Consider the following 24,242-nt stretch of genomic DNA (forward strand, 5'->3'; position numbering starts at 1 on the left):
CCAGCTGCGCCGGTTTTGCGCCGGTCGTCGCGATCTTCCTAACGTCGGCCCGGTCCGGACGAGGCCGCAGACGTCGCCGCACCTGGCGACACCCGCCGGACGCCGCCGCACCGATTGCGAGGGCGCGCACCGCGCGCCCGGTCGGCGGCCGCGCGCACAGAACAGGAGAACCCGTCGTCCATGACGACTGCCCGCACCACCCTGTCCCGTCGTCTCACCGGTTCGGCTCTGGCACTCTTCGCCGGCACCGGGATCCTGCTCACCCCGGCGGTCGCGCAGGCGTCGGCTGCCGCACCCACGGCCGCGACGGCGACCGCCGCGCCGGCCCCCACGGCCGCCGCGCAGCAGGCCGTCGACACCGCGATGGCCCAGCAGGGCAAGCCGTACTCCTACGGCGCCGCCGGCCCCGACTCGTTCGACTGCTCCGGGCTGACCCAGTACGCGTGGGGCTCGGCGGGGGTCTCGCTGCCGCACTCGTCCAGCCAGCAGTCGCAGCTCGGGACGCCGGTCGACCGCGCGAGTCTGCAGCCCGGTGACCTGGTGTTCTTCTACTCCCCGGTGAGCCACGTCGGGATCTACATCGGCAACAACCAGGTGGTGCACGCGCCTACCGAGGGCGACGTCGTCAAGGTCAGCGACATCGACGCGATCGGCAACTACAACTCCGCGCGCCGGGTGGGCTGAAGGCCCTGGACGTTTCTGACAGTCGGAGTCAATATCTAGTCGCTCTCACTCGACACCGACTGTCAGGAGCGTCGCCATGGCGCGTCGCTGGTGGGTCCTCGGGGCCCTGATCCTCTCCGTGATCCTGGTCGGGCTGGACTCGACGATCCTCAACGTCGCGCTGCCCACGCTCGCCGCCGACCTCGGCGCGAGCACCGCGCAGCTGCAGTGGATCGTCGACGCGTTCGTCCTCGTGCTCGCCGGGCTGCTGCTGCCGGCCGGCGCGCTCGCCGACCGGGTCGGCCGCCGGCCGGTGCTGGTCGGCGGCATCGTCGTCTTCACGCTGGGCTCGCTGGCCGCGGCCTACTCCGGGACGGCGACCTGGCTGATCGTCGCCCGCGCGGTCATGGGCGCCGGCGCCGCGGTGATCCTGACCGTGCCGCTGGCCGTGCTGCCCTCGATCTTCGACGCCGACGAGCGGCCCAAGGCGATCGCGGGTGTCACCGTCGCGCTCGGGCTCGGCCTGCCGCTCGGCCCGATCGTCGGCGGCTGGCTGCTCGCGCACGTGTGGTGGGGCGCGGTCTTCCTGATCAACGTGCCGCTCGGCGTGCTCGCCGCGATCGGCGTCACCGTCCTGCTCCCGCCGTCGCGGGAGTCCTCCCCCGCTCCGGTCGACGTGCCGGGCGCGGTCCTCTCGACGCTCGGGCTCGTGGGCGTCGTCTACGCCGTGGTCGAGGCGCCGAGTCGAGGCTGGACCAGCGCGCCGGTGCTGGTCAGCGGAACTGTCGGGCTCGCGCTGCTGGCCGGGTTCGTCGCCTGGGAGCGGCGGACGGCCGCGCCCATGGTCGACCTCGCCCTGCTGCGCCGCCCGCGGTTCACCTGGGGCACGGTCGCCGCGACCACCGCCATGTTCGCGATGCTCGGCCTGCTGTTCGTCGTCCCGCTCTACCTGCAGTCGGTGCGCGGCTTCGACCCGCTCGGCACCGGGCTGCGCCTGCTGCCGGTGATCCTCGGCCTCGTCGTCGGCGCCAAGGTCGCCGAGCGGCTGACCGTCCGGCTCGGCGCGCGCATCCCGGTGGTCACCGGTCTGCTCGTCATTGCCGCAGGGCTCGGCTGGGGTGCCACCCTCGAGGTCGGGACGGCGTACGGCGTGCTCGCCGGCTGGCTGGCGCTCACCGGGGCCGGCCTCGGGCTGACCATCACCCCGGCCATGGACGCCGTCCTCGGCGAGATCCCGGAGGAGCACCGCGGCTCGGGCACCGCGCTGACCATGGCACTGCGGCAGGTCGGTGGCGCGCTCGGCGTCGCCGTCCTCGGCAGCCTGGCGAGCGCCGCCTACACCGGCCGGCTCGACGTGAGCGGGCTCCCGGCGGAGGCGGCCGGGGCGGCGCAGGACTCCGTGGCCGGCGGCATGGCCGTGGCCCGCGCACTCGGCAGCCCGGCGCTGGCGGCCGAGGTGGGCGGCGCGTACGTGCACGCGATGACCGTCGTCCTGCTGACGACGGCGGGGCTGGCCTTGGCCGGCGCGGTGCTCGCCGCGCTGCGGCTGCCCGCCCGGGGCGCTGCTCCGGTTCCCGAGCGGGAACCGGTCACAATCGCCGCATGAGCGAGGGGCTGCGCGAGCGGAAGAAGGCGAAGACCCGCTGGGCGATCCAGGAGCAGGCCCTGCGGCTGTTCGGCGAGCAGGGCTACGCGGCGACGACGGTCGACCAGATCGCCGCCGCCGCGGAGATCTCGCCGTCCACCTTCTTCCGCTACTTCGCCACCAAGGAGGACGTCGTCGTCCAGGACGTGTACGACGACCTCTTCGTCGAGGCCTTCCGTGCCGCCGGGGCGACGCCGGACCCGATCGCCACGCTGCGCCAGGCCGTCGCCGGGGCCTTTCGGGAGATGCCCGCCGACGAGCTGGCCCGAAGCGGGCAGCGGTCCGCGCTGGTGCTCGCCGAGCCGGCGCTGCGGTCGCGGTCGGTGGACAACCTCGTCGCCGTCGCCGGGCGGTGCCGGACCGCGCTGGCCGAGAGCACCGGCCGCGCCGACGACGACCCGGGCGTCACAGCGCTGGTCGGCGCCTTCGTCGGCGTCCTGCTCTCGGTCGCGGTCAGCGTGGCCGAGGCCGGGAACCTGGACGGTCTGTTCTCGCGCATGGACGCCGCCCTGGCCCGGCTGGAGGGCGTCGACTGGTTCGGCGCGTGACGTCGTGAGCGCCTCGTCCTGGTTCGCCTCGCCGCGGCACGGGCCGTTGCCGGCGTTGCTGCTCCTGCTCACTCTGGGCACGGGGCTCGTCGACGCGGTGAGCATCCTGGCGCTGGGCCGGGTGTTCGTGGCCAACATGACCGGCAACATCGTGTTCATCGGGTTCGCGCTGGCCGGAGCGCCGGGGTTCTCCCTCGCCGCCGCGCTGGTCGCGCTGGCCGGCTTCCTGGTCGGGGCCGGGGTGGCCGGGCCGCTGATCGGGCTTCTGCACCATCACCGGGGCCGGGTCCTGGCGGTCGTGACGACGGCGGAGACGGCCCTGCTGGGGGCGGCCTTGATCGTCGCGGCGCTCACCGCCGAGCCGTTCGGCGCCGCCCCGCGGAACCTGATCGCCGGGCTGGCCGCGGTCGCGCTCGGGATGCAGAACACCGCCGCCCGGGAGCTCGCCGTCCCCGACGCGACGACGACGGTCCTGACGATGACGCTGACCGGGGTCGCCGCCGATCTCCGCGAGCGCAATGTGCCGGTGCTCCTGCGCCGCGTGTTCGCGGTGGCCGCGATGCTGCTCGGAGGGTTGGTCGGAGCGCTGCTCGTGCTGAACCTGAGCGCCGCCGCGGCCCTGGCCCCGGCCGTCGTCCTGGTGGCCGCCGTCAGCCTGGCCGCGTGGCTGGTCAGCCGCCGGCCGGCCCCGTGGCACGAGCGCGGCCGGTGAGCGTCACGACCAGGGCGTGAGCGGGCGGCCGAGGCGCTCGCCGTCGACGACCAGGTCGACCCGCTCGTTGCGGAAGCAGATCAGCCCGGCGATGCGCGGGTTCTCCGGCACGGGCGAGGGATAGCTCCACGCGATGTCCTCGACCACGCCGTCCCCGACCCGCGCCGACCACCAGCTCGCGTGCCCCTTGTACGGGCAGCTGGACCGCCGCTCGCTGGGCAGCAGCTCGACCCGGACGTCGTCGGGCGGCAGGTAGAAGCGGGTGGGGAGCGTCGTCTCGAACAGCAGCAGCGGACGGCGGCTCTCGGCGAGCAGCTCGCCGTCCAGCTCGACGCGGACGTGCCGTGAGCTGGGGACGACGTCCACCCGCTTGTGCGGGTCGCGGGCGTGGGCGAACAGCTGCTCGTCCTCCTCGAACCAGGTCAGCCCGTCGCCCCAGGAGAAGGTGATCATCCCGGCGAGCGCCTCGAGCGGCGCCGGCGGTTCGGCGAACGCCCACGCCGCGCCCTCGGCCCGCCGGCCGCCGGCCTGCACCGTCCAGCTCGTCCGCCCTGCCTGGGCGTGGAAGTCGACGAGCGTGCCCGGGACGATGTCGTCCGGGGGCACGAAGTACGTGGGCAGGAAGGTGGGCGGCAGATCCGCCGGCCCGTATTGCACGTACAGCAGGGCGGAGCGGGTGTCGGCGACCAGCTCGTCGCCGAGCCGGACCCGGATCCAGCGCGGCGACGGTTCGACCAGGGGCCACCAGGGGCGGTTGCCGACCAGAGCGGCCAGCCGTTCACCCATGTCGCTCGGAGGGGCGCTCATACGGCGAAGCCTCCTCGCGGCGGCCCCCGACTACAACGGGTGCTCGGCGCTGATCCCGAGGTCGGCGCTGCAGGTGCGGTTGTCGTCGATGTCCTGCGGGGTGAAGTAGATCGTCGAGGCGGTGACGTCGTCGCCGAACGCCTGCGGCGTGGTGGCCTCGGCGGCGCTGGCCGAGGTCGGCGTCGAGGACGCGATCGCGAAGCGGACGACGCGGGTGAACTGGCAGTCGGGGGCGACCGACTCGATGCTGAACGCGATCGGCGGCCGGGTGTCGCCGCGCACGATGTCGTTGAGCCCGCCCGCGCCGGTCGAGCCTTCGACCAGGTCGATCCGGCCGTCGGACTGCAGGTCGCCGGGGTCGTTCTGCTTGTGCACGTGGCCGACGTTCGTCTGCCGGATCCGGTCGGGCAGCTGGTCGCGCAGCTCGTCGGCCTGCACCGGCTCGTGCGCGGCGAAGATGTCGAAGAACAGGTCGCTCGGGCTGTCCGCGGTCCCGTCGGGTGGGGCCGACGAGCTGCTGCTGGACGCACTCGCCTCCGGGTCGCCGACCACGTCGGCGAGCGCGGCGTCCACCGCGTCGCGCTCGAGCGGATCGGTGACCTTCGAGTCGTCGGCGCCGTACGCACCGGGACCGCCGTACACGCGCGGATCGGGCAGCCCGGCGATGGTCAGCCCGAAGGCGTCGACGTAGCCGGCGCGGACGTCGTAGCCGTCGGCGTTCTGCGTCTTGCTGCCGAGCACGGTGACGCCGGGGATGGTGCGCATCGTCTGCTCGACCGCGGGTGAGTCGTGGTTGCCGGCCAGCCAGAGCATCGGCGTCTCGGCGGCGACCGCGCGCATCGCGTCGAGGTAGCCGGGGGTGAGCTCGATGCCGGTGCCGAACAGCGACTCGTCGCCGGTGTTCACGATCAGGTCGACGTCGTAGCTGCGGGCGTAGACCTGCACCAGCGGGTAGTTGGCGGCCAGGTGCATGTCGGAGATGAACATGATCCGCAGCGCCGTCGACGGGGCCTCGGCGTCGATCTGCTGCTGCAGCGCGGCCTGGATGCCCAGCACCGAGCCGAGCACGTCGAAGGCCTTGTTGTTCTGCTCGTAGTACTGCGAGAGCTGGCCGGGGAACAGCTGCGCCGCGGCGAGCGTGCCGGTCAGCCGCGACTGCTGGACCCAGTTCGGGTTGTACGTCGCCCAGCCGAACACCCCGACGAGGACGACGACGCCGAGCGCGCTGCCCAGCTGGATCACCCGGATCCGCAGCTCGTGCGCCCGCTTCGGCGCGCCGCGCAGGTACCGGATCGACATGTTGACCGCGGCCGCCACGGCCAGGCCGAGCAGGACGCCGATCAGCACCTCGGCGGCCAGCCAGAGGGCGATCTTCGGGACGAGGTCGGTGAAGTCGGCCTGCAGCGCCTGCACGAACGCGGCGCGGTCACTGCCGGCGGCCTTGGTGAGCTTCAGCAGGTCGACGTCCTGCGGGGTGATCGTGACCCCGACCGGCAGCCCGGTGAGGTGCGGGAACTCCCAGCTGCCCAGCGTGGTGTCGGCGTTCAGACCGGGCCGGCTGAACAGGCTGCCCTCGACCTCGAAGGGCACGTCCTGCACGGTGGCGTGGTACGGGAACGCGTGCAGAACGGCGGCGGCGCCGGCCAGCGGGAGGACGATCCGCAGCAGCCACCGGCCGAGGAAGCCCGGGGTCGCCCGGAGTGCGCGCAGTGCCGTGGCGCGGAGCTCCCGACGAGGACGCTGCTCCTCCTCGGTGGCTCCTGGCTCGGTCACCGATCCATTGTCCTCGTCTCAGCCGGTGGACGCTGTTGATCATCGGCGGATGGCTGGGCCCGTTGGCGTGTCGCGCAGCCACCCGCCGATGATCAACTCCCGAGCGGCGCCACCGGCAGGGTGAGCGAGGACGGCGCGGTGACGTCGTGGCCGATCCGGTGGGTGACCGGGACGCCGCGGGTGGCCGCGCCGACCGGCTCGCCGGTGCCGAGGTTGCGGGCGTAGCGCGGGTGCGCGCCGCCGGAGATCTGCAGCCGGACGCGGTGCCCGGCGAGGAACCGGTGCGCGGTGTCGGGCAGCGTGAGGTCGACGGTCCGCTCCCCCGCTGCCGGGGACTCGCCGTCCGACGGGTCCAGCCGCACCAGGCGGTCGGTGACGTTGACCGACCGGCCCTTCGCGTCGACGTCGCACAGCCGCACGAACACGTCGGCGTACGGGTTGTCCGAGCCGAGGAACAGCCGGACCTGCGCGCCGCCGAGCAGCTCGACCGGCTCGTCCAGCGGCGCGGTGGTGAACGTGCGGACGTCCGGTCGCGCCTCGAGCTTGCCGTTGTCCCGCCGTCCGGCCCCACGGGCGAGCACCCGGCCACCCACCGACGGCGTCGGGTCCATCGGGTCGTAGGTGAAGAACGTGCCGGCACCGGGCGAGGTGGGCGCCTCGTCGGTGAGCCCGCCGGCAGGTGCCAGGTACCAGGTGCGGTCGGTGGTCGCCGGCGGCCAGTCGGGCAGGTCGCGCCACGTCTGCGCGCCGGTGACGTAGACGTGCACGCGGCTGGTGCGGGCCGGACCGGCGTCCTCGACCGGCAGGTGGTGGGCCAGGAAGGCCAGCCCCTCGCGGGTGGTGACGGCGGCGTCGAGGGTGAGGTGCGCCCACGGCCCGACGGTCATCGCGACGTCGACGCCGTGGTCGCGCAGGACGGCGTACTGGTAGAGCGTCTGCTCGAGGAACCAGTCCTGCCAGCCGCCGATCAGCAGCGCCGGCACGGTGGAGGACTGCACGGCCGGGGTCGCCCGGTAGCGGTCCCAGTACGGGTCCGACGGGTGGAAGTGCTCGATCCACTCGTCGAACCACGGCGCCGGGTCGCCGCCGAACCGCTCGGCCAGGCCCTCCAGGGGCAGGGTGCGCAGGTGCGGGGCGAGCCGCCGCTCCGCCGTCATCAGCCGGACCATCCCCCGCACCGAGCCGACCAGCTCCTGGTGGGCAATCAGGTCGGTCCAGATCGAGAGGTTGAGCAGCTGCGGGACGCCGTCGAGCAACCCGGCCTGCGCGAGGTCGTGCGGGCCGATGTGCAGCACCATCGCCTTGAGCTCGGGCGGCGGGTCCAGCGCCAGGGCCCACTGCGTGTAGGCGAGGTAGCTCGGGCCGAGGGTGGCCAGCCGGCCGTCGAACCAGTCCTGCTCGCGCAGCCAGACGACGGTGTCCTGCCCGTCCTGCGCCTCGTTGACCACCGGCTCGAACTCGCCGCCCGAGCCGAACGTGCCGCGCACGCTCTGCATGACCACGGCGTAGCCGCGGGCGGCGTAGGGCAGCGCGAGCAGACCGGCGAACTGCCCGCCGCGGCCGTAGGGCGAGCGCAGCAGGATCGTCGGGTGCGGCCCGTCGGCTGCCGGCAGGTAGACGTCGGCGCGCAGGACGGCGCCGTCGCGCATCGGGACGTCGCGGTCGCGCAGCACCCGCGTCGCCCCGGTCGCCGGCGGCAGCTTCCACCGGCGCTCGAGGGCGCGGGCGGCGACGCGGGCGGTGCGGGAGAGCGGCTGCCCGGAGACGGGGACGACGCGGTCGAGCTCGGACACGTCTGCGGACACTAACCGCGCCGGTCAGTCCACGAGGTCGAGGGCGGCGCCGACGACGGTCTCGGTGTCCAGGCCGTGCAGGCGGTACACCGACTCCAGGTCGCCGCTCTGCCCGAACTGCGTGACGCCGAGGTGGGTCGCCGGCACGCTGCGCACCCCGGCCAGGAACGCCAGCGTGTGCGGATGCCCGTCGAGCACGGTCACCATCGGCCGCGCCCGCTCGTCCGGGAAGACGGCGTCGAGGATCCAGGTCGGCGCGTCGTCCAGACCGCGGCGGGCCCGCAGCGCCCGGAACAGCAGCCCGGGGCTCGTCACCACCACGACGTCGGCCGGGATGCCGAGCCCACCCAGGCGCTCCGCGGCCGCCAGCACCTCCGGGACGACGGCGCCCATCGCGACCAGCGTGATCCCGGGATCCGAGACGTCGTGCCGGAGCAGGTAGCCCCCGGCCACGACCTGCCGGCGGCGCCGCTCGCGGGCGGCCGGGTCCTCGGGGATCGCCGCCAGGGACTGGTCCAGCGGCCGGGTCGACAGCCGCAGGTACGCCGAGGAGCCGCCCGGCTTGCCGAGCCGGGACAGCGCGGCGAGCAGGCACCACTCGGTGTCCAGCGCGAACGCCGGCTCGTAGGTGACACAGCCTGGCTGCTCCAGGCCGATCGAGGGCGTGGTGATCGACTGGTGCGCCCCGCCCTCGGGCGCCAGCGTCACCCCGGACGGCGTCCCGACCAGGATCGACTGACCGCCGGCGTAGATGCCGAAGCTCCACGGCTCCAACGCGCGCTCGACGAACGGGTCGTAGAGGACGCCGATCGGCAGCAGCGGCTGCCCCCACCGGGACCACGTGGCGCCGAGCTCGCCGATCGCACCGACCAGGTTGGTCTCGGCGATGCCCAGCTCGATGTGCTGGCCCGACGGCTTCTCCCGCCAGTGCAGGATCGTCTCGGCGTCGTCGGCGAACCAGTCCTGCCGCGCCTCGTGCGACCAGACGCCGACCTTGTTCACCCAGCCGCCGAGGTTGGTCGACGAGGACACATCGGGGGCGGCCGTCACGATCCGGTGCCCGACGTCCGGCGCGGCGCGGTTGAGGTCGAGCAGCGTGCGGCCGAGCGCGGCCTGCGTCGTCCCCACCCCGTGCGGCGTGCGCCCCAGATCGCCCGGCACCTCGGGTGCCCCGACCACCGGTACAGGCACCCGGGAGAGCCGGGCCGCGGCCTCGGCGAGCAGGGAGGCGGCCTCGCTGTCCGGCGGGAAGGTGGCCCACGGGTCGGCCGGGTCGATGCCGAGGTGCAGCGCGAGCGCCTTGAGCTGATCCTCGGTCAGCAGCGCGGAGTGGTTCTGCGGATGCCCCTCTATCGCCAGCCCGTAGCCCTTGAGCGTGTAGGCGATGATCACCGTCGGGCGGGTGTCGTCGATCTGCGCGTACGCCTCGCGCAGCGCGTCCAGGTCGTGGCCGCCGAGGTTGCGGACGGCGGCGACCAGGTCGTCGTCCGGGACGTCGGCGATCAGCGCGGCGATCTCGGCGGAGCCGCCCGGCAGGTGCTGCCGGACCTCCTCGGCGGTGCGCCGCAGCATCCGCTGGTACTCGGGATTGCTCATCGCGTCGATCCGGTCGCGCAGGGCACCGCCGCCGGGCCGGGCGAAGAGCTCCTCCAGCAGCCGGCCGTACTTGACCGTGAGCACCTGCCAGCCGGCGGCGGTGAACATGCCCTGCAGCCGGGTGCTGCCCATCGTCGGGACGACGCGGTCCAGCGACTGCCGGTTGAAGTCGACGATCCAGACGATCTCCCCGAGCTCGGCCACCATCGGGTCGAGCACCGTCTCCCAGACCGCGCCCTCGTCGAGCTCGGCGTCCCCGACCAGCGACCACTGCCGGCCGGTGCCGCCCGCGCCGAGCTGCGTGTTGACGTACCGGCGGGCGATCGCACCCCAGATCGGCGCGGTCGCGCCGATGCCGACCGAGCCGGTCGAGTAGTCGGCCGGCACCGGGTCCTTGAGCCGCGACGGGTAGGACTGCAGGCCGCCGTACTCGCGCAGGGTGGTCAGGTACTTCCGGTCGAGCGAGCCGAGCAGGTACTCCAGCGCGTGGAGCACCGGCGAGGCGTGCGGCTTCACGCTCACCCGGTCGTCGGCGCGCAGCTGCTCGACCCACAGCGACGTCATCAGGGTGACCATCGACGCGCTCGACGCCTGGTGGCCGCCGACCTTGAGCCCGGACGGGTTGGGCCGGACCCGGTTGGCGTGGTCGACGATCGCCGTGGCGAGCCACAGCACGCGCTCCTCGATCTGGCGGAGGGCGCGGTCGGTGGTGCTCTCGGCGGACGTCAGGCTCATGCCGCTCAGTCTCGGCCCCGACGACGGGCACCGGAAGAACGGGGTCCTGAGCAGGGCCGCTGTGACCCTTGACACATGCCAATCCCCAGGCGAAAGGTGCGAGACGTGCTCCGCCCCCGGGTCCGCCGCCGTGGACGGGGAGGTGTGCGGCCCGGTCGCCCGTAGCGCGTCCCCCACCCCTCTCCAGCCGAGGAGAAGCCATGGCCACGGGAACGACCGTCAGCATCCTGCCGTGCGGCGCGATGAGCACCGACATCACGTGGCTGCTGCTGGCTCCGGGTCGGGCGATGAGAACCAGGCAGACCAAGGACCAGCCCGCCGAGTGGGTCGACTGCCCCACGCACTGCGTCCTCGTCGACACCCCCGACGGCCGGCTGCTGTGGGACACCAGCTGCCCGCGGGACTGGGAGGAGCGCTGGGCGCCGACCGGCCTGCAGGACTTCTTCCCCTACGACAAGGTCTCCGAGGAGGAGTACCTCGACTCCCGGTTGAAGCAGATGGGCCTGTCTCCCGGCGACCTCGACTACGTCGTCTTCTCGCACCTGCACTTCGACCACGCCGGCAACGCGCAGCTGTTCAAGGACACGAACGCGAAGCTGGTCTGCAGCGAGAAGGAGCACGAGTGGTGCAACACCTTCGACGGGCCGTTCAACGGCGCGCACCTCAAGGCCGACTTCGCCGGGCTGACCTTCGAGACCGTCTCCGGTGACACGACCGACTTCCTGCCGGGAGTGAGCTTCATCCAGACCCCCGGGCACACCCCGGGCTCGATGTCGATGCGGGTCGACCTGCCCGAGACCGGCACGATGATCTTCACCGCCGACGCCGTCTACATGGGCGCCAGCTACGGGCCGCCGACCGTGCCCGCGGCGATCGTGAACAACCTCGAGCAGTTCTACAGCTCGGTGGAGAAGATCCGCGGGCTGGCCGAGGAGACGAATGCGACGGTCGTCTTCGGGCACGACGCCAACCAGATCCACGAACTGCGGACGGCCCCGGAGGGCAACTACCGATGAGCGACAGCGACGGGCGCACCGAGGAGACGATCTTCACCTGGGGGGCCACCCCGCTGAAGTTCGGACCGGGATCGGTCGACGAGATCGGCTTCGACATCTCCCAGTACGGCGTCGAGCGGGTGCTGATCATCACCGACGCCAACGTGCACGGCGCCGGGCTGCCGCAGCGGATCGCCGACTCGCTGACCAAGTACGGCATCCGGTCGGAGATCTTCGACGGCGTCCACGTCGAGCCGACCGACGAGAGCATGGACAAGGCGGCGGGCTACGCCAAGGCGCAGGGGCCGTGGGACGGCTTCGTCGCCGTCGGCGGCGGCTCGGCGATCGACACCGCGAAGGCGGTCAACCTGCTCACCACCGACGGCGGTGAGCTCATGGACTACATCAACAAGCCGATCGGGCAGGCCCGGGCGCCGAAGGGGCAGCTCAAGCCGCTGATCGCCGTCCCGACGACGGCGGGCACCGGCTCGGAGAGCACCGCCATGTGCGTGCTCGACGTGCTCTCGATGAAGGTGAAGACCGGGATCAGCCACTGGCGGCTGCGGCCCACCCTCGCCGTCATCGACCCGCTGCTGTCGCTGTCCCTGCCGCCGGAGGTGACCGCCTCGGCGGGCATGGACATCGTCTGCCACGCGCTGGAGTCCTACACCGCGCGCTGGTACACGACCTTCGACAAGAAGAAGGCCGAGGAGCGGGTCACCTACTGCGGGTCGAACCCGGTCTCGGACCTGTGGTGCGAGAAGGCGATGTCGCTGCTCGCGCGCTCGTTCCGCACGGCCGTGCACGAGGGCGACGACCTGCAGGCGCGCTCCGACATGATGGCGGCGGCGACGTTCGCCGGGATGGGCTTCGGCAACTCGGGAGTGCACATCCCGCACGCCAACGCCTACCCGATCGCCGGCATGGTCAAGGACTTCCGTCCGTCGGGCTACCCGCAGGACGAGCCGATGGTGCCGCACGGCATGTCGGTGTCGCTGACCGCGCCGGAGGCCTTCCGGTTCAGCTTCGAGTCCGCCCCCGAGCGGCACCTGACGGCGGCGTCGCTGATGGCGCCGGACCGGGACAAGCTCAACGACCCGAAGGAGCAGCTGCCCACCGTGCTGACCGAGCTGATGCGCGACATCGGCATCCCGAACGGGATCGGCGCGGTCGGCTACACCGAGAGCGACATCCCCGACCTGGTGCCCGGCACGATGAAGCAGCAGCGGCTCCTGGCCACCTGCCCGCGACCGGTCAGCGAGGACGACATCGCCGACATCTTCGGCAAGTCCATCGAGAACTGGTGACGGCGGTGCCGCTCTACGACTACCGCTGCTGCGCCGGTCACCGCTTCGAGGCGATGGCGCCGCTGGCCGCGTCGGATTCCGCGGTGTGCCCGTGCGGGGGTGCTGCCGTCAAGGTGCCGTCGCGGGTCGCGCTCGGCGGGGTCGCCGACGCCGGCCGGCCGATGGAGCTGATGCCGCAGACCTGGCGCGGCACCTACGAGGGCAACCGCGAGTACCTCGGCGAGCTGCGCCGGGAGTGGGGCGCCCGGCAGAGGCTCGAGGAGAAGCACCCCGAGCTGGCCGGCGACCAGCGGCCGATCCTCGCCCACGAGGGCCGCTTCCACGGCGCACCGCTGCGCGCCGGCGACCCGGTGCCGGGTCACGGTCACGGCACCCACACCCACGGGGGCCACACCCACACCCACCCGTAGGTGGTTGTGCGTGCTTAGCCGCGGGTGGTTAAGCACGCGAAACCACCCGCGGGGACGACGACCTGGGGACGGTCATGGACGACCTCGAGACCTTCCAGCTCTTCCTCGACGGCAAGGGCGTCGACGCACTGTCCGGCCGCACGTTCGAGTCGATGAACCCCTACACCGGCAGGCCGTGGGCGCGGCTGGCCGACGGCGCCCCGGAGGACGTCGACGCCGCGGTCGCCTCGGCGCGGGCGGCGTTCGACGGCGAGTGGGGCGCCATGACCGGCTTCCAGCGGGCCGCGGTGCTGCGCGCCTGCGGCACGGCGCTGGAGGGCGCGGCCGAGCGGCTGGCGCTGCTCGAGGTCAACGACTCCGGGAAGCTGTTGCGCGAGATGCGCGGGCAGATGCTCGCCCTGCCCCAGTGGTTCTTCTACTTCGCCGGGCTGGCCGACAAGCTCGAGGGCCGGACCATCCCGCCGGCCAACGCCAACTACTTCGGCTACACCCGCCGCGAGCCCGTCGGCGTGGTCGGCGCGATCACGCCGTGGAACTCCCCGCTCCTGCTGCTGACGTGGAAGCTCGCCCCGGCGCTGGCGGCCGGCAACACCGTCGTCGCCAAGCCCTCGGAGCACTCCCCCGCCTCCACCGTCGCCTTCGCCGAGGTGCTGTTCGAGGCGGGGCTGCCGGCCGGCGTCTTCAACGTCGTCACCGCCTGGGACCGCGCGGCCGGCGAGCGGCTGGCCGGGCACCCCGGGGTGGACAAGGTGGCGTTCACCGGGTCGACCGCGACCGGCATCAAGGTGGCGCAGGCCGCGGCCGCCAACGTCAACCGGGTGACGCTGGAGCTGGGCGGCAAGAGCCCGCAGATCGTCTTCCCGGACGCCGACCTCGACGCCGCGGCGAACGGGCTGGTCGCGGGCGTGTTCGCCGCGACCGGGCAGACCTGCATGGCCGGGTCGCGGCTGATCGTGCACGCCGACGTCGCCGAGGCGCTGATCGAGCGGATCGCCGAGCGCGCCCGGTCCATCAGACTCGGCGACCCGATCGATCCCGCCACCGAGATGGGACCGGTGGCCAACCAGCCGCAGTACGAGAAGGTGCTCGGCTACCTGCGCGGCGCGACCGACGAAGGCGCGACGTTCGCCGTCGGCGGGGCGCCGTCCGAGCTGGGCGGGCTGTTCGTGCAGCCGACCGTGGTCACGGGGGTGACGCCGTCCTCGACGATCGTGCGGGAGGAGGTGTTCGGGCCGGTGCTGGCCGCGCTGACCTTCACCGACGAGGACGAGGCGCTGAAGCTGGCCAACGACACCCCCTACGGGCTGGCCGGCGCGGTCTGGACCAAGGACGTGCACCGCGCGCACCGGGTCGCCGCGAAGCTCCGGGCCGGCACCGTGTGGATCAACGCCTACCGGGTGGTCGCGCCCAACATGCCCTTCGGCGGGTTCGGGCGCAGCGGCCTCGGCCGGGAGAACGGCATGGACGTGCTCAACGAGTACACCGAGACCAAGGCGGTCTGGGTGGAGCTGACCGGCGGCACCCGCGACCCGTTCCAGCTGGGCTGAGCCGTGAACCCGATCGTCGAGCGGATGCGGGACGCCGTCAACCGGCACGACCCCGAGGGCATGGCCGCGTGCATGCGGACCGACTACCGCAGCGACCAGCCGGTGCACCCGAACCGGCACTTCGTCGGCAACCAGCAGGTCATCGCCAACTGGACCGAGATGTTCAAGGGCCTCCCCGACCTGGTGGCCGAGGTGGTCGCCGAGGCCACGGAGGGGACGACGTCGTTCTCCGAGTGGGCGATGCGCGGCCACTACCCCGACGGAGCGGAGTTCGAGTTCCGCGGGGTCATCGTGGCCGGGATCGAGGACGGGCTCATCGCCTGGCAGCGGCTCTACCTGGAGACCGTGGAGCAGGACAGCGCGGAGATCGAGGAGGTCGTGCACCAGCTCTCGAGGAACTAGGGCAGGAACTCTCGCAGGGTCGCCGCCCACAGCTCGGGTGCGGTGTGGGTAGCGAAGTGGTCCAGCCCGGCCAGCGTCGCCCGGCTCGCGTGGGGCAGGACGGCGGCCAGGGCGTCCATCGTCTCGGGCATCGGGCTCCAGGTGTCCGAGCCCTGCACCAGCAGGGTCGGGACGGCGATGCCGGCGAACCGGCCGAGGTCCGGGTCATCGGCGGCCATCGCCTCGAGGTCGGACAGGCAGCCGACCGCCTCGGCGCGCTCCATCGCGACGCCGTCGCCGAGGGCGTCCAGCATCGCCACCGGCACGCGGGCGACCCGCTCGGCGAACAGCCGGCTGGCGGTGGCGAGGTCGCCGTCGTCCAGGAGCCGGCGATACCGGTCGAGCACCGGTCGCAGCGGCGGGCCGGCGGAGTACAGCGGCGCCTCCCAGACGGTCAGCGAGCGGACCTGCGCGCCCTCTCGAGCCGCGTGCAGCACCACCGTGCCGCCGTACGACCCGCCGACCAGGTGCGCGGGACGGCCGACCTCGGCCAGCACCGCCGACAGGTCGGCGACGTCGTCGGCGAACGTCTTGTCAATGGCCGGCCCGCTCGGCGGATAGCCGCGGCGGGTGTAGGTCCAGACCTCGAACCCGTCGAGGAACGGGAGCACCGGGTCCCACGACTCGAGCCCGCCGGCCGAGCCGTGCACCAGGACGACCGGCGAGCCGGTGCCGGTGCGGCGGACGGCGAGCGTCGTCCCGCTGATCGTCTCCACCCTGCCGAGCCTGTCATCCGGCTACGGTCGGACGCAGGGGGCGATCGCGATGCGCGCAGTGCAGTACCTGTCGGTGGGCGGCGGACCCGAGGTCGTCGAGATCCCGACACCCGATCCCGGCCCCGGGCAGATCCGGCTGGAGGTCACCGCGGCGGGGCTGTGCCACTCGGACTGGTTCGTCATGGGGCTGCCCGCCGAGCAGTACGCGTACGGGCTGCCGCTGACGCTCGGCCACGAGGGGGTCGGCGTCGTCGACGCGCTCGGCGCCGGCGTGACCGGGGTGGCCGAGGGCGATCCGGTCGCCGTCTACGGGCCGTGGGGGTGCGGGCTGTGCCACGCCTGCGCCCGCGGGGCGGAGAACTACTGCCCGCGTGCGGGCTCGCTCGGCATCGCGCCGCCCGGGCTGGGCGCGCCCGGGGCGCTCGCCGAGCACCTGATCGTCGACGACGTCCGGCACCTCGTGCCGCTCGGCGACCTCGACCCAGTGGCGACCGTGTCGCTCACCGACGCCGGGCTCACGCCGTACCACGCGATCGTCTCCAGCCTGTCCGCGCTGCCGGCGGGCAGCACCGCCGTCGTCATCGGCGCCGGCGGTCTCGGGCACGTCGGCATCCAGATCCTGCGGGCGATCACCGGCGCCACCGTGATCGCGCTGGACATCAGCGAGGAGAAGCTCGCGCTGGCCAAGGACGTCGGCGCGCACCACGCGCTGCCGTCGAACGCCGAGGCGGTCGACGCGATCCGGGAGATGACGGGCGGGGTCGGCGCGCAGGCGGTGTTCGACTTCGTCGGGGCGACCCCGACGCTGGAGATCGCCCGGCAGTCGGTAGCGCTGGACGGCGTCGTCCAGATCGTCGGCATCGGTGGCGGCGTGATGACGACCGGCTTCTTCGCCACGCCGTTCGGGGCCTCGGTGCGCGCGCCGTACTGGGGAATGCGCAGCGAGCTGATGGAGGTGCTCGACCTGGCGCGGGCCGGCGCGATCCACGTCGAGGTCGAGCGGTACGGCATCGAGCAGGCGCCGGAGGCCTACCAGCGGCTGCACGACGGGGCGGTGCGCGGCCGCGCCGTCGTCGTCCCCTGATCTACCGACCGGGCCGGACCAGCCCGGTCTCGTAGGCGAGGACGACGGCCTGCGCGCGGTCGCGCAGGCCGAGCTTGGCGAACACGCGGCTGACGTGCGTCTTCGCGGTCTGCTCGACGACCACGAGCTCCTCGGCGATCTCCCGGTTGGACAGCCCGCGGCCGACCAGCCGCAGCACCTCGGTCTCCCGCGGGGTGAGCGCGGCCAGCGTCGGCGGGACGACGGTCGTGGCCGGACCGGTGGCCAGGTAGTGCGCGATGAGCCGCTGCGTCACCTCGGGGGCGAGCAGCGCCTCCCCCGCCGCGACGACCCGGATGGCGTGCAGCAGCTCGGCGGCCGGCGCGTGCTTGAGCAGGAAGCCGCTCGCACCGGCGCGCAGCGCGGCGTAGATGTGGTCGTCGAGGTCGAACGTGGTCAGCACCAGCACCTTCGGCGCCGGCTCCTCGGCGAGCAGGATCTTCGTCGCCTCGATGCCGTCCAGGCGTGGCATGCGGACGTCCATGAGGACGACGTCCGGCGTGACCTTGCGCGCGACCTCGACCGCCTCCTGGCCGTCGCCGGCGGTGCCGAGCACCGCGATGTCCTCCTGAGCGGCCAGCAGCGCGGCGAACCCCTCGCGGACCATCGACTGGTCGTCGACGACGAGCACTCCGATCACGCGGGCGCCCCGAGCGGCAGCTCCGCGAGCAGCTCGAAGCCGCCGTCGAGGGTCGGCGCGGCCTGGACCGTCCCGCCGTGCAGCGCGGCCCGCTCGACCATGCCGGGCAGCCCGTTGCCGCCGCCGGGTGCGGCGGGGGCCGTCGTCCCGCGGCCGTTGACGATCTCGATCCGCAGGACGCCGTCCTCGGGCGCGATCCGCACCCGGACCGGCGCGCCGGGCGCGTGCTGGGCGGCGTTGGCGATGCCCTGCTGGACGATCCGGTAGGCCGACAGCCCCAGCGCCGGGAACACCTCGGGCAGGTGCAGCTCCCACTGCAGCTCGGCGCCGGCGGCCCGCGCGGAGCGGAGCAGCTGCTCGAGGTCGGGCAGCCCGGGCTGCGGCGCGCGCTCGGCGCCGTCGTCGGAGCGCAGCACGCCGAGCAGGTTCTGCATCTCGGCCAGCGACTGCCGGGCCTCGTTGGCGACCTCGGCGAACTCCAGCCGCACCGGCGGGGGGACGTCGCCGAGCCGGTAGGGCGCGGTCTCCGCGCGCACCGCGATCATCGACATGGAGTGCGCGACGACGTCGTGCATCTCCCGCGCGATCCGCGCCCTCTCCGCCAGGGCGCCCTGCCGTGCCAGTGCCTCGTTGGTGCGCGCCTGCTCGTCGTGCAGCGCGGCGCGCGCTCGTTGCCGCGCGCCGAGCGCGGCGCCGAGGACCAGCGGCGCGGTCAGCCCGATGAACGAGGGCAGCCGCGACCCGGGCGCCACGTCGTACGGCTGCCACGCGCCGCACAGGAACCAGGCGAGCCACGACACGAGGACGACGCCGACCAGCGCGCGGCCCCGCGCCGCCCACGCGGCCAGCAGCAGCACCGGCCCCCACAGCAGCCAGTTCCACGGCTCGAGCACGGCCACCGGGTACGGCGGCGCCGGGATCAGCAGGATCCGCAGCACGACCATCCAGCCGGTCACGATCAGCCAGCCGTCCAGCGGCCGGCGCGGGGCGATGGCCAGCCCGGCCGCGGCGGGCAGGAGGTAGAGGAAGGCCAGCCCGCCGACGATGTCCCGCCCGTCGAGGACGGCGCCCGCGGTCGCGATGCAGACGATCAGCCCGTACAGCCCGAAGACGACGGTGGCCAGGACGTCGCCGCGGCGGATGCGGGCCCACGGGGCGACCCAGGTGTGCGGCTGCGGGCGGACGGCGGCCAGCACCGACTCCCACGCACCGGACGCGGTCCGGGTCGCGGCGCTGCGCAGGAGCTGGGTCTGCTGGCTCATCGTGCGCCGACAGTAGCCGCGGGAGGTTGGTGCGGGCGTCCCTCCGGAAGGGCATCTCGACCCCCTACCGCGGTAGCACGCGCACGGTGGTGGGAGCCCGGCGTAGCGGCCGAAGACTGCTCCGCAGCGTGACGATCCGCGGTGCCGGTCTGCCTACCTTCGGGCAGCGTGCGCTTCCCGCTGATCGCTTCCCTCGTCGCCCTGTTCTCGCTGGTCGAGGCCCTGGCCGTGCTCGTCCAGCCGGCCGCCGCTCAGTCTGTCGGGCCGGTTGGACTCGACGCTCCGTGCGCTGCCGCCCTGGCCGCGCGGCTCACCGACGGTGACGACGTCCGAGTGCTCGGCTGTGATCCCGCCGGCCGCGGCCGCGCGGTGGTCGCGCTCGGCGATCCGGCGACCGCGCCGAACGTAGTGGTGCTCGTGCCGGGCGCCGACATCGACCTGGCCACGCTCGACGATCCAGCGCATCCGGACAAGCGCCCGTTCGGCTGGGCGCGGTCCCTCTACTCCGATGCCCCCGACACCGCCGTCGTCCTGTGGGTCGGCTACCCGACGCCGCAGGGGCTCGGGCGCGATGCGGCCACCGGCCGGCTGGCGCGGGCCGCCGTCCCGGCGCTGGCCGAGGAGGTTGCCGCGCTGCACGACCGGCCGGTCGGGCCTCCGCACCTGACGGTGATCGGGCACAGCTACGGCGCCGTCGTCGTCACCCTGGCCGCGCACGAGCTCGCGGCCGACGACCTGGTGCTGCTGGCCAGCCCGGGTGCGCGGGTGGACGACGTGGCCGGCTTGCACACGACCGCGCGGGTGTTCGCGGCCCGCGGGCCGGACGACTGGATCAGGTTCGTGCCGCACATCGAGCTGGGCGACCTGGGGCACGGCGCGGACCCGGTCGATCCGTGGTTCGGCGCGGTGCGGCTGCCGGCCGGTGACGTGGTCGGGCACGACGGCTACTTCCGGGCCGGGACGGCGTCGCTGGCCGCGATGGCGGCCGTGGTGTCGAGCGGGGTCCGGTCGTGAGGCACCCGTGGGCGGCGGTCGTCGGGTGGACGACGACGATCGCGACGGCGACGACGCCGTGGCTGCTGGAGCCGCCGCTGTGGGTGCGGCTGGTGGCCGCCGTGCTGGCCGGGCTGACTGCCTGGGGTGCCGCGCGGGCCGTCGGCGGGCTGGTGGCCGGCGTGCGCAACGTGCTGCGCGGGCGGGCGCATTCGCCGCGGCTGGCGGTCGGGCTGGCGGCCGCGCTGGTGCTGGCCGGCTGCGCGGCGCCCTCGTCGCGTGCCCCGGACGAGGTCGCGGCGGAAGCCACAAGGGCGCAGTTGGCGGAATCGAACGGGCTGGCGCGCTCGACGATCCTGGTCGCGATCCCCACCGGGTCGGGCTGGGTGGACGAGGGGGCGGTGTCGTCCCTGTCGCGGCTGACCGGTGGCGATCTCGCGGTGGTCTCGGTGCCGTACGCGCACCACCCGAGCTGGGTCGAGTTCCTGCTCGGCACCGGCCGGGCGACGCGGTCGGCGACGGCGGTGCTGCGGGCGGTGCGGGACGAGGTGTCCGCGCTGCCCGTCGCCCGGCGGCCACGGGTGCTGATCTTCGGGGAGAGCCTGGGCGCGACGGCGGCGGCTGCGGCGGTGCAGGAGGTCGGCGGGGTCGACGGGTGCCTGCTGGTCGGCCGGCCGGGGTCGGCGGGGGGCGATCCGGTGCCGGGCTGCACCGACGTCCGCAACGACGACGACCCGATCCCGTGGTGGCGGCCCGGCGCGCTGGTGAGCCCGCGGGCTGGGCTGCCGTGGCTACCCGGGGTGACGTTCTGGCAGCTGACCGGCGGCATGGTCACCTCGCTCGACCAGCCCCTCGGCCACGGCCACCGCTACGGCACGACCCTCGCTGACGACTGGGCCCAACTGCTGCCCGAATCCATCGGCGCGATGAGTCGTTGACCGAGGCAGCACGACCTGGAAGCTGATTACTCAGAGCGAGCGAAGCGGGCCGTGCCGCATCGGGTGCGCGGCGTTGCGGGAACCTGTGAAAGTTCTCAGGAGCGGACCGGTTCCGAACTGCGGAGGTTCCGCGGTTCCGTTGGTCGCCCGAGAAGCGCGGCATGGGGGACGACAGCATGGCCCTGCGACATGTGACGACCGCCGCGGTAGCGGCGGGCCTCACCGTGGGCGCGCTGCTCGCGATGCCGGACATGCCGGGGCGTGCGGCCGACGGGGCGGCTCAGGTGGTCACCAGCGAGGCGTCCCTGCAGGTCCCGACCGCCGCCGCGCCGACGAGGCACGGCGTCCCCTCTACCGCCGCCGCGGCCTCGACGACGACACCGACAGCGACGTCGACGGCCGAACCGGTACCCGGCGACGTTCCCCCGGCCGCGTTGCAGCCCGTCGGCGACGTCTCGGCGCTGACCGCGAGCGGCATCCCGGAGACCGCCCTCGACGCGTACCGGCAGGCGGCCGCGGGCGCACCGTGCTCGATCGACTGGTCGCTGCTGGCCGCGATCGGGCGGGTGGAGTCCAACCACGGCCGGTTCGGCGGGGCGTCGCTGCACACCGACGGCCTGTCCGCGCCGCCGATCCTCGGCCCGGCGCTGAACGGCGTCGGGTTCGCGCTGATCACCGATACCGACGGCGGCGTCCTGGACGGCGACGCCACGCTCGACCGCGCCGTCGGGCCGATGCAGTTCATCCCGTCGACCTGGGCGCTGTACGGACGCGACGGCAACGGCGACGGCCGCAAGGACCCGTTCAACATCTACGACGCGACCGCGGCGGCCGCGGACTACTTGTGCACGGCGGGCGGCGACCTGTCCACGGTGGCCGGCCAGGCCCGGGCGGTGTTCGCCTACAACCATTCCGACACCTACGTGGCGACGGTGCTCAACCTCGCCGCCGCGTACGCCGGCACCGTGCCGCCGGTGATCCCGCCGACGCCCATCGAGCAGGCGCCGACGCCGCCGGTCAACCCGGCTCCGCCGCCCGCAGTCATCACGGAGGCGCCGGCCGCCCCGGCCGCGACACCGAGCGAGACTTCACCGCCGCCGGTCCTGGCCGCGCCGCAGACCCCGGTGACGCCGGCGGAGACCACGACGCCTGCCGGGACCACCACACCACCGGCGGAGACCACGACCCCACCGGCCGGGACGACGACGCCGCCCACCACGACCACGCCGCCGACCACGACGACTCCCCCGACCACGACACCGCCGACCACGACACCGCCAACGACGACGACTCCCCCGACCACCACGCCGCCGTCCGACACGACGACACCCCCGACGACCACGACACCGCCGCCCACGACCACCCCGCCGTCGACGACCACCCCGCCGTCGACGACCCCGTCGTGCCCGACGCTGACGGTCGACGTCCTCAACACCAGCGGCGATCCCGCGGTGGCCGACCAGGCGACCAGCTACCTGCAGGCGCCGGGCGTCGTGGTCGGCACGGTGACGACGAACAGCGCCGCGGCGAGCAACGCGATCGAGTACCCGGCCGCGCAGCAGGATCAGGCGACGCAGTTCGCGCAGGCGGTCGGCGTCCCAGGACTGCTGGTGGCCGCGGACGTGCCGGACGTGACCGTCGTCCTCGGCCCGGACAACGCCGACCTGCTGGCCGCACTGCACGCCTTCCCCGGCCTGACCTGCGGCTGAGACGCCGGTGCCCCGGTCGCTCGAGCGACCGGGGCACCGTTACCTGCGCAGTCAGCGGCCGGGAAGAGATCATCCCGTCCGCGGCGTCGTCACTGGAGGGCGACGGTCACGCCACCGGAGAACATCGAGTCGTGCAGCTCGATGGAGGTCGGGACCATGCCGGCGGGGACGTCGAAGACGACCTTGCTGCTCAGCGTGTTGCCCGGGTTGATCTCCTCGTACAGCGAGTCCGCGTTCTCCATGTAGACGGCGGCCTCGCTGTCGGCCGAGAACTCCTGCCCCTGAGCGTTGAACAGGCTCGCGTTGTCCCCGAAGAAGCTCTGGGGCTTGTCGCCGACGTTGGAGACGGTCAGGTCGACGACGCAGAACTGCCCCTGGGCCGTGGTGTTGAAGTACTGGTTGCCGATCTCGGTCTGGCTGCAGTCGACGCCGTTGACGACGAAGCTGAACTTGCCGTCGGCAGCGGGCTGACCGATGCCGGCGTCCGCGTCGCTGTTGTCCGGAGCAGCAGCGGCAGTGTCACCCGAGGCGGCACCATCGGCCGTGGCTTCGCCGGCGTCGGCAGCGGTGCCGGATGTCGATCCGCTGCCCTTGCCGCCGCTGATGGCGCTACCGATGATGGCGATGACGGTGAGGCCCGCGAGCACGAGGAACCACGTCTTCTTGAAGAAGGGCTTCTTCGTCGGAGCCGGCGGCTGGGGCGCGTCGATCAGCTGGGTCATTGCTCTTCCGTTCCAGGTGGTGATGCGGCGACCCGACAGGCGCGAAGTGCGCCGGCTCACCAGTCGCCGGCGAGACCTGGGCACCCTCACACGCGCCGAGACGCTTTCTCGCCATTTCCGGACGAAGTCGTCCGCATCAGCACCTGCAGTCCCAGCAACCTCCCAGCCAACGCACAGCCGATCCGGCTACGCGACTCCTACCCCGCGACGACGCGGATCGGCTCGCCGGCCAGCCAGGCGGCGACGTCGTCGACGGCGTCGCGGTAGAAGACCTCGTAGGTCTTCTCGGTGACGTAGCCCAGGTGCGGCGTGAGGACGGCGCGGCGCATCTCGCGCAGCGGGTGGTGCTTGGGCAGCGGCTCCTGGTCGAAGACGTCGAGCCCGGCGCCGTGGATCGCCCCGCCGCGCAGCGCCTCGACCAGCGCGTGCTCGTCGACGATCGGCCCGCGCGAGGTGTTGACCAGGATCGCGGTCGGCTTCATCAGCGACAGCTCCTCGCGGCCGATCAGCCCGGTGGTCCGGTCGGACAGCTGCAGGTGGATGGTGACGACGTCCGAGGTCGACACCAGCTCCTCCTTCGACGCCCGCCGGACGCCGATCTCGGACGCGCGCTCGTCGGTGAGGTTCTCGCTCCACGCGACGACGTCCATCTCGAACGCCTGCCCGATCCGGGCGACCCGTGAGCCGAGTCGGCCCAGCCCGATCACGCCCAGGGTCGATCCGGCGAGGTCGAGGCCGACCGTCTGCTGCCAGCCGCCGGCGCGGACCGAGGCGTCCTCCTGCGGGATGTGCCGGGCGACGGCGAGGATCAGCGCCCAGGTCAGCTCGGCGGCCCCCGGCGGGTGCGCCCCGGTGCCGCACACCGTGACGCCGTGCTCGTTCGCCGCGGCGACGTCGATCGACTTGTTGGCGGCGCCGGTGGTGATCAGCAGCTTCAGGTTCGGCAGCCGCTCGAGCAGGCCGCGCGGGAACGGCGTCCGCTCGCGCATGGCGACGACGACGTCGAACGGCTGCAGCCGGCGCACGAGCGTCTCGCGGTCGTCGACGTGGTCGGCGAACTCCACCACCTCGACCGCCTCGGGCAGCAGCGACCAGTCGGCGTAGGTCGCGGCCACGTACTGGTAGTCGTCGAGGACGGCGATGCGGTGCACGCCGACGGTCTACACCTGGACACCGACCGGGGTCGAC

At 73.5% G+C, this 24,242-nt stretch carries 22 protein-coding genes; 13 read left to right on the forward strand and 9 right to left on the reverse strand.

All coding sequences use genetic code 11. The annotated features are described in order from the left end of the window. The first annotated feature begins 180 nt into the window (after positions 1 to 180). The 4 genes from GGQ55_RS00675 (at position 181) to GGQ55_RS00690 (ending at position 3,568) form a co-directional block, all read left to right on the forward strand. Positions 181 to 684 carry a C40 family peptidase gene (locus tag GGQ55_RS00675; RefSeq protein ID WP_179714646.1) on the forward strand — a complete coding sequence of 168 codons (504 nt, stop codon included), beginning with the start codon at positions 181 to 183 and terminating at the stop codon, positions 682 to 684. Positions 685 to 760: 76 nt separating this feature from the next. Further along, the gene (locus GGQ55_RS00680) at positions 761 to 2,269 is read left to right on the forward strand and encodes a DHA2 family efflux MFS transporter permease subunit (RefSeq protein WP_179714647.1); all 1,509 of its coding nucleotides are present in this window, start codon (positions 761 to 763) and stop codon (positions 2,267 to 2,269) included. Next, positions 2,266 to 2,856, forward strand: coding sequence for a TetR family transcriptional regulator (locus GGQ55_RS00685; RefSeq protein WP_179714648.1), 591 nt, complete (start codon positions 2,266 to 2,268; stop codon positions 2,854 to 2,856). The genes GGQ55_RS00680 and GGQ55_RS00685 overlap by 4 nt, the downstream gene beginning before the upstream one ends. A 4-nt stretch (positions 2,857 to 2,860) precedes the next feature. Beyond that, positions 2,861 to 3,568 carry a DUF1275 family protein gene (locus GGQ55_RS00690; protein ID WP_179714649.1) on the forward strand — a complete coding sequence of 236 codons (708 nt, stop codon included), beginning with the start codon at positions 2,861 to 2,863 and terminating at the stop codon, positions 3,566 to 3,568. Between the two features lie 3 nt (positions 3,569 to 3,571). On the opposite strand, the gene GGQ55_RS00695 is transcribed toward GGQ55_RS00690, so the two are convergent. The 4 genes from GGQ55_RS00695 to GGQ55_RS00710 form a co-directional block, all read right to left on the reverse strand. Beyond that, complete coding sequence (locus GGQ55_RS00695; RefSeq protein WP_218859107.1) at positions 3,572 to 4,375, reverse strand: DUF427 domain-containing protein; 804 nt, start codon at positions 4,373 to 4,375, stop codon at positions 3,572 to 3,574. Between the two features lie 30 nt (positions 4,376 to 4,405). Further along, entirely contained in the window at positions 4,406 to 6,148 is a 1,743-nt protein-coding gene (locus tag GGQ55_RS00700; protein ID WP_179714650.1) for a metallophosphoesterase, read from the reverse strand. Between the two features lie 92 nt (positions 6,149 to 6,240). Next, complete coding sequence (locus tag GGQ55_RS00705) at positions 6,241 to 7,941, reverse strand: CocE/NonD family hydrolase (protein ID WP_179714651.1); 1,701 nt, start codon at positions 7,939 to 7,941, stop codon at positions 6,241 to 6,243. Positions 7,942 to 7,965: 24 nt separating this feature from the next. Next, complete coding sequence (locus GGQ55_RS00710; protein WP_179714652.1) at positions 7,966 to 10,272, reverse strand: thiamine pyrophosphate-binding protein; 2,307 nt, start codon at positions 10,270 to 10,272, stop codon at positions 7,966 to 7,968. 200 nt (positions 10,273 to 10,472) lie between these two features. On the opposite strand from GGQ55_RS00710, the gene GGQ55_RS00715 reads away from it, so the two are divergent. The 5 genes from GGQ55_RS00715 to GGQ55_RS00735 all read left to right on the forward strand — a co-directional run bounded on the left by GGQ55_RS00715 (position 10,473) and on the right by GGQ55_RS00735 (position 14,933). Next, complete coding sequence (locus GGQ55_RS00715; RefSeq protein WP_179714653.1) at positions 10,473 to 11,288, forward strand: N-acyl homoserine lactonase family protein; 816 nt, start codon at positions 10,473 to 10,475, stop codon at positions 11,286 to 11,288. Continuing rightward, a complete protein-coding gene (locus GGQ55_RS00720) occupies positions 11,285 to 12,574 on the forward strand; it encodes a hydroxyacid-oxoacid transhydrogenase (RefSeq protein ID WP_179714654.1) in 1,290 nt (429 codons plus the stop codon). Before GGQ55_RS00715 ends, GGQ55_RS00720 begins: the two co-directional genes overlap by 4 nt. After that, positions 12,571 to 12,984, forward strand: coding sequence for an FmdB family zinc ribbon protein (locus GGQ55_RS00725; protein WP_218859108.1), 414 nt, complete (start codon positions 12,571 to 12,573; stop codon positions 12,982 to 12,984). Before GGQ55_RS00720 ends, GGQ55_RS00725 begins: the two co-directional genes overlap by 4 nt. Before the next feature lie 74 nt (positions 12,985 to 13,058). After that, on the forward strand, positions 13,059 to 14,531 hold the full coding sequence (locus GGQ55_RS00730) for an aldehyde dehydrogenase (protein WP_179714655.1): 1,473 nt from the start codon (positions 13,059 to 13,061) through the stop codon (positions 14,529 to 14,531). A 3-nt stretch (positions 14,532 to 14,534) separates the two neighbouring features. Further along, entirely contained in the window at positions 14,535 to 14,933 is a 399-nt protein-coding gene (locus tag GGQ55_RS00735; protein ID WP_179714656.1) for a nuclear transport factor 2 family protein, read from the forward strand. Here GGQ55_RS00735 and GGQ55_RS00740 read toward each other — a convergent pair. After that, positions 14,930 to 15,688: an alpha/beta fold hydrolase gene (locus GGQ55_RS00740; RefSeq protein WP_179714657.1), complete on the reverse strand. Its 759-nt coding sequence runs from the start codon at positions 15,686 to 15,688 to the stop codon at positions 14,930 to 14,932. The genes GGQ55_RS00735 and GGQ55_RS00740 overlap by 4 nt on opposite strands. A 49-nt stretch (positions 15,689 to 15,737) precedes the next feature. Here GGQ55_RS00740 and GGQ55_RS00745 point away from each other — a divergent pair, with 49 nt between their 5' ends. Then, positions 15,738 to 16,772, forward strand: coding sequence for an NAD(P)-dependent alcohol dehydrogenase (locus GGQ55_RS00745; RefSeq protein ID WP_179714658.1), 1,035 nt, complete (start codon positions 15,738 to 15,740; stop codon positions 16,770 to 16,772). A 1-nt stretch (position 16,773) separates the two neighbouring features. On the opposite strand, the gene GGQ55_RS00750 is transcribed toward GGQ55_RS00745, so the two are convergent. Together GGQ55_RS00750 and GGQ55_RS00755 are read right to left on the reverse strand one after the other, a co-directional pair. Next, the gene (locus tag GGQ55_RS00750) at positions 16,774 to 17,430 is read right to left on the reverse strand and encodes a response regulator transcription factor (RefSeq protein ID WP_179714659.1); all 657 of its coding nucleotides are present in this window, start codon (positions 17,428 to 17,430) and stop codon (positions 16,774 to 16,776) included. After that, positions 17,427 to 18,692 carry a sensor histidine kinase gene (locus GGQ55_RS00755; protein WP_179714660.1) on the reverse strand — a complete coding sequence of 422 codons (1,266 nt, stop codon included), beginning with the start codon at positions 18,690 to 18,692 and terminating at the stop codon, positions 17,427 to 17,429. The genes GGQ55_RS00750 and GGQ55_RS00755 overlap by 4 nt, the downstream gene beginning before the upstream one ends. Positions 18,693 to 18,860: 168 nt before the next feature. Between GGQ55_RS00755 and GGQ55_RS00760 the strand changes: the two genes are divergently transcribed. The 3 genes from GGQ55_RS00760 (at position 18,861) to GGQ55_RS27485 (ending at position 22,332) form a co-directional block, all read left to right on the forward strand. Continuing rightward, on the forward strand, positions 18,861 to 19,706 hold the full coding sequence (locus GGQ55_RS00760) for an alpha/beta hydrolase (RefSeq protein WP_179714661.1): 846 nt from the start codon (positions 18,861 to 18,863) through the stop codon (positions 19,704 to 19,706). After that, positions 19,703 to 20,623, forward strand: a complete 921-nt coding sequence (locus tag GGQ55_RS00765) for an alpha/beta-hydrolase family protein (RefSeq protein ID WP_179714662.1) — start codon at positions 19,703 to 19,705, stop codon at positions 20,621 to 20,623. The genes GGQ55_RS00760 and GGQ55_RS00765 overlap by 4 nt, the downstream gene beginning before the upstream one ends. Before the next feature lie 176 nt (positions 20,624 to 20,799). Next, the gene (locus GGQ55_RS27485; RefSeq protein ID WP_179714663.1) at positions 20,800 to 22,332 is read left to right on the forward strand and encodes a lytic murein transglycosylase; all 1,533 of its coding nucleotides are present in this window, start codon (positions 20,800 to 20,802) and stop codon (positions 22,330 to 22,332) included. An 89-nt stretch (positions 22,333 to 22,421) separates the two neighbouring features. On the opposite strand, the gene GGQ55_RS00775 is transcribed toward GGQ55_RS27485, so the two are convergent. Next, complete coding sequence (locus tag GGQ55_RS00775) at positions 22,422 to 23,054, reverse strand: DUF4352 domain-containing protein (protein ID WP_179714664.1); 633 nt, start codon at positions 23,052 to 23,054, stop codon at positions 22,422 to 22,424. 197 nt (positions 23,055 to 23,251) lie between these two features. Continuing rightward, the gene (locus GGQ55_RS00780; protein WP_179714665.1) at positions 23,252 to 24,205 is read right to left on the reverse strand and encodes a D-2-hydroxyacid dehydrogenase family protein; all 954 of its coding nucleotides are present in this window, start codon (positions 24,203 to 24,205) and stop codon (positions 23,252 to 23,254) included. Positions 24,206 to 24,242: the final 37 nt, after the last annotated feature.

The sequence above is a fragment of the Petropleomorpha daqingensis genome, assembly GCF_013408985.1.
Taxonomy (GTDB): domain Bacteria; phylum Actinomycetota; class Actinomycetes; order Mycobacteriales; family Geodermatophilaceae; genus Petropleomorpha; species Petropleomorpha daqingensis.

Excerpts from the sequence above, each read along its gene's own strand:
- GGQ55_RS00675 (WP_179714646.1), top strand. The coding sequence starts at position 181 with ATGACGACTGCCCGCACCACCCTGTCCCGTCGTCTCACCGGTTCGGCT.
- GGQ55_RS00680 (WP_179714647.1), top strand. The coding sequence starts at position 761 with ATGGCGCGTCGCTGGTGGGTCCTCGGGGCCCTGATCCTCTCCGTGATC.
- GGQ55_RS00685 (WP_179714648.1), top strand. The coding sequence starts at position 2,266 with ATGAGCGAGGGGCTGCGCGAGCGGAAGAAGGCGAAGACCCGCTGGGCG.
- GGQ55_RS00695 (WP_218859107.1), bottom strand. The coding sequence starts at position 4,375 with ATGAGCGCCCCTCCGAGCGACATGGGTGAACGGCTGGCCGCTCTGGTC.
- GGQ55_RS00710 (WP_179714652.1), bottom strand. The coding sequence starts at position 10,272 with ATGAGCCTGACGTCCGCCGAGAGCACCACCGACCGCGCCCTCCGCCAG.
- GGQ55_RS00715 (WP_179714653.1), top strand. The coding sequence starts at position 10,473 with ATGGCCACGGGAACGACCGTCAGCATCCTGCCGTGCGGCGCGATGAGC.
- GGQ55_RS00720 (WP_179714654.1), top strand. The coding sequence starts at position 11,285 with ATGAGCGACAGCGACGGGCGCACCGAGGAGACGATCTTCACCTGGGGG.
- GGQ55_RS00730 (WP_179714655.1), top strand. The coding sequence starts at position 13,059 with ATGGACGACCTCGAGACCTTCCAGCTCTTCCTCGACGGCAAGGGCGTC.
- GGQ55_RS00745 (WP_179714658.1), top strand. The coding sequence starts at position 15,738 with ATGCGCGCAGTGCAGTACCTGTCGGTGGGCGGCGGACCCGAGGTCGTC.
- GGQ55_RS00755 (WP_179714660.1), bottom strand. The coding sequence starts at position 18,692 with ATGAGCCAGCAGACCCAGCTCCTGCGCAGCGCCGCGACCCGGACCGCG.
- GGQ55_RS27485 (WP_179714663.1), top strand. The coding sequence starts at position 20,800 with ATGGCCCTGCGACATGTGACGACCGCCGCGGTAGCGGCGGGCCTCACC.
- GGQ55_RS00775 (WP_179714664.1), bottom strand. The coding sequence starts at position 23,054 with ATGACCCAGCTGATCGACGCGCCCCAGCCGCCGGCTCCGACGAAGAAG.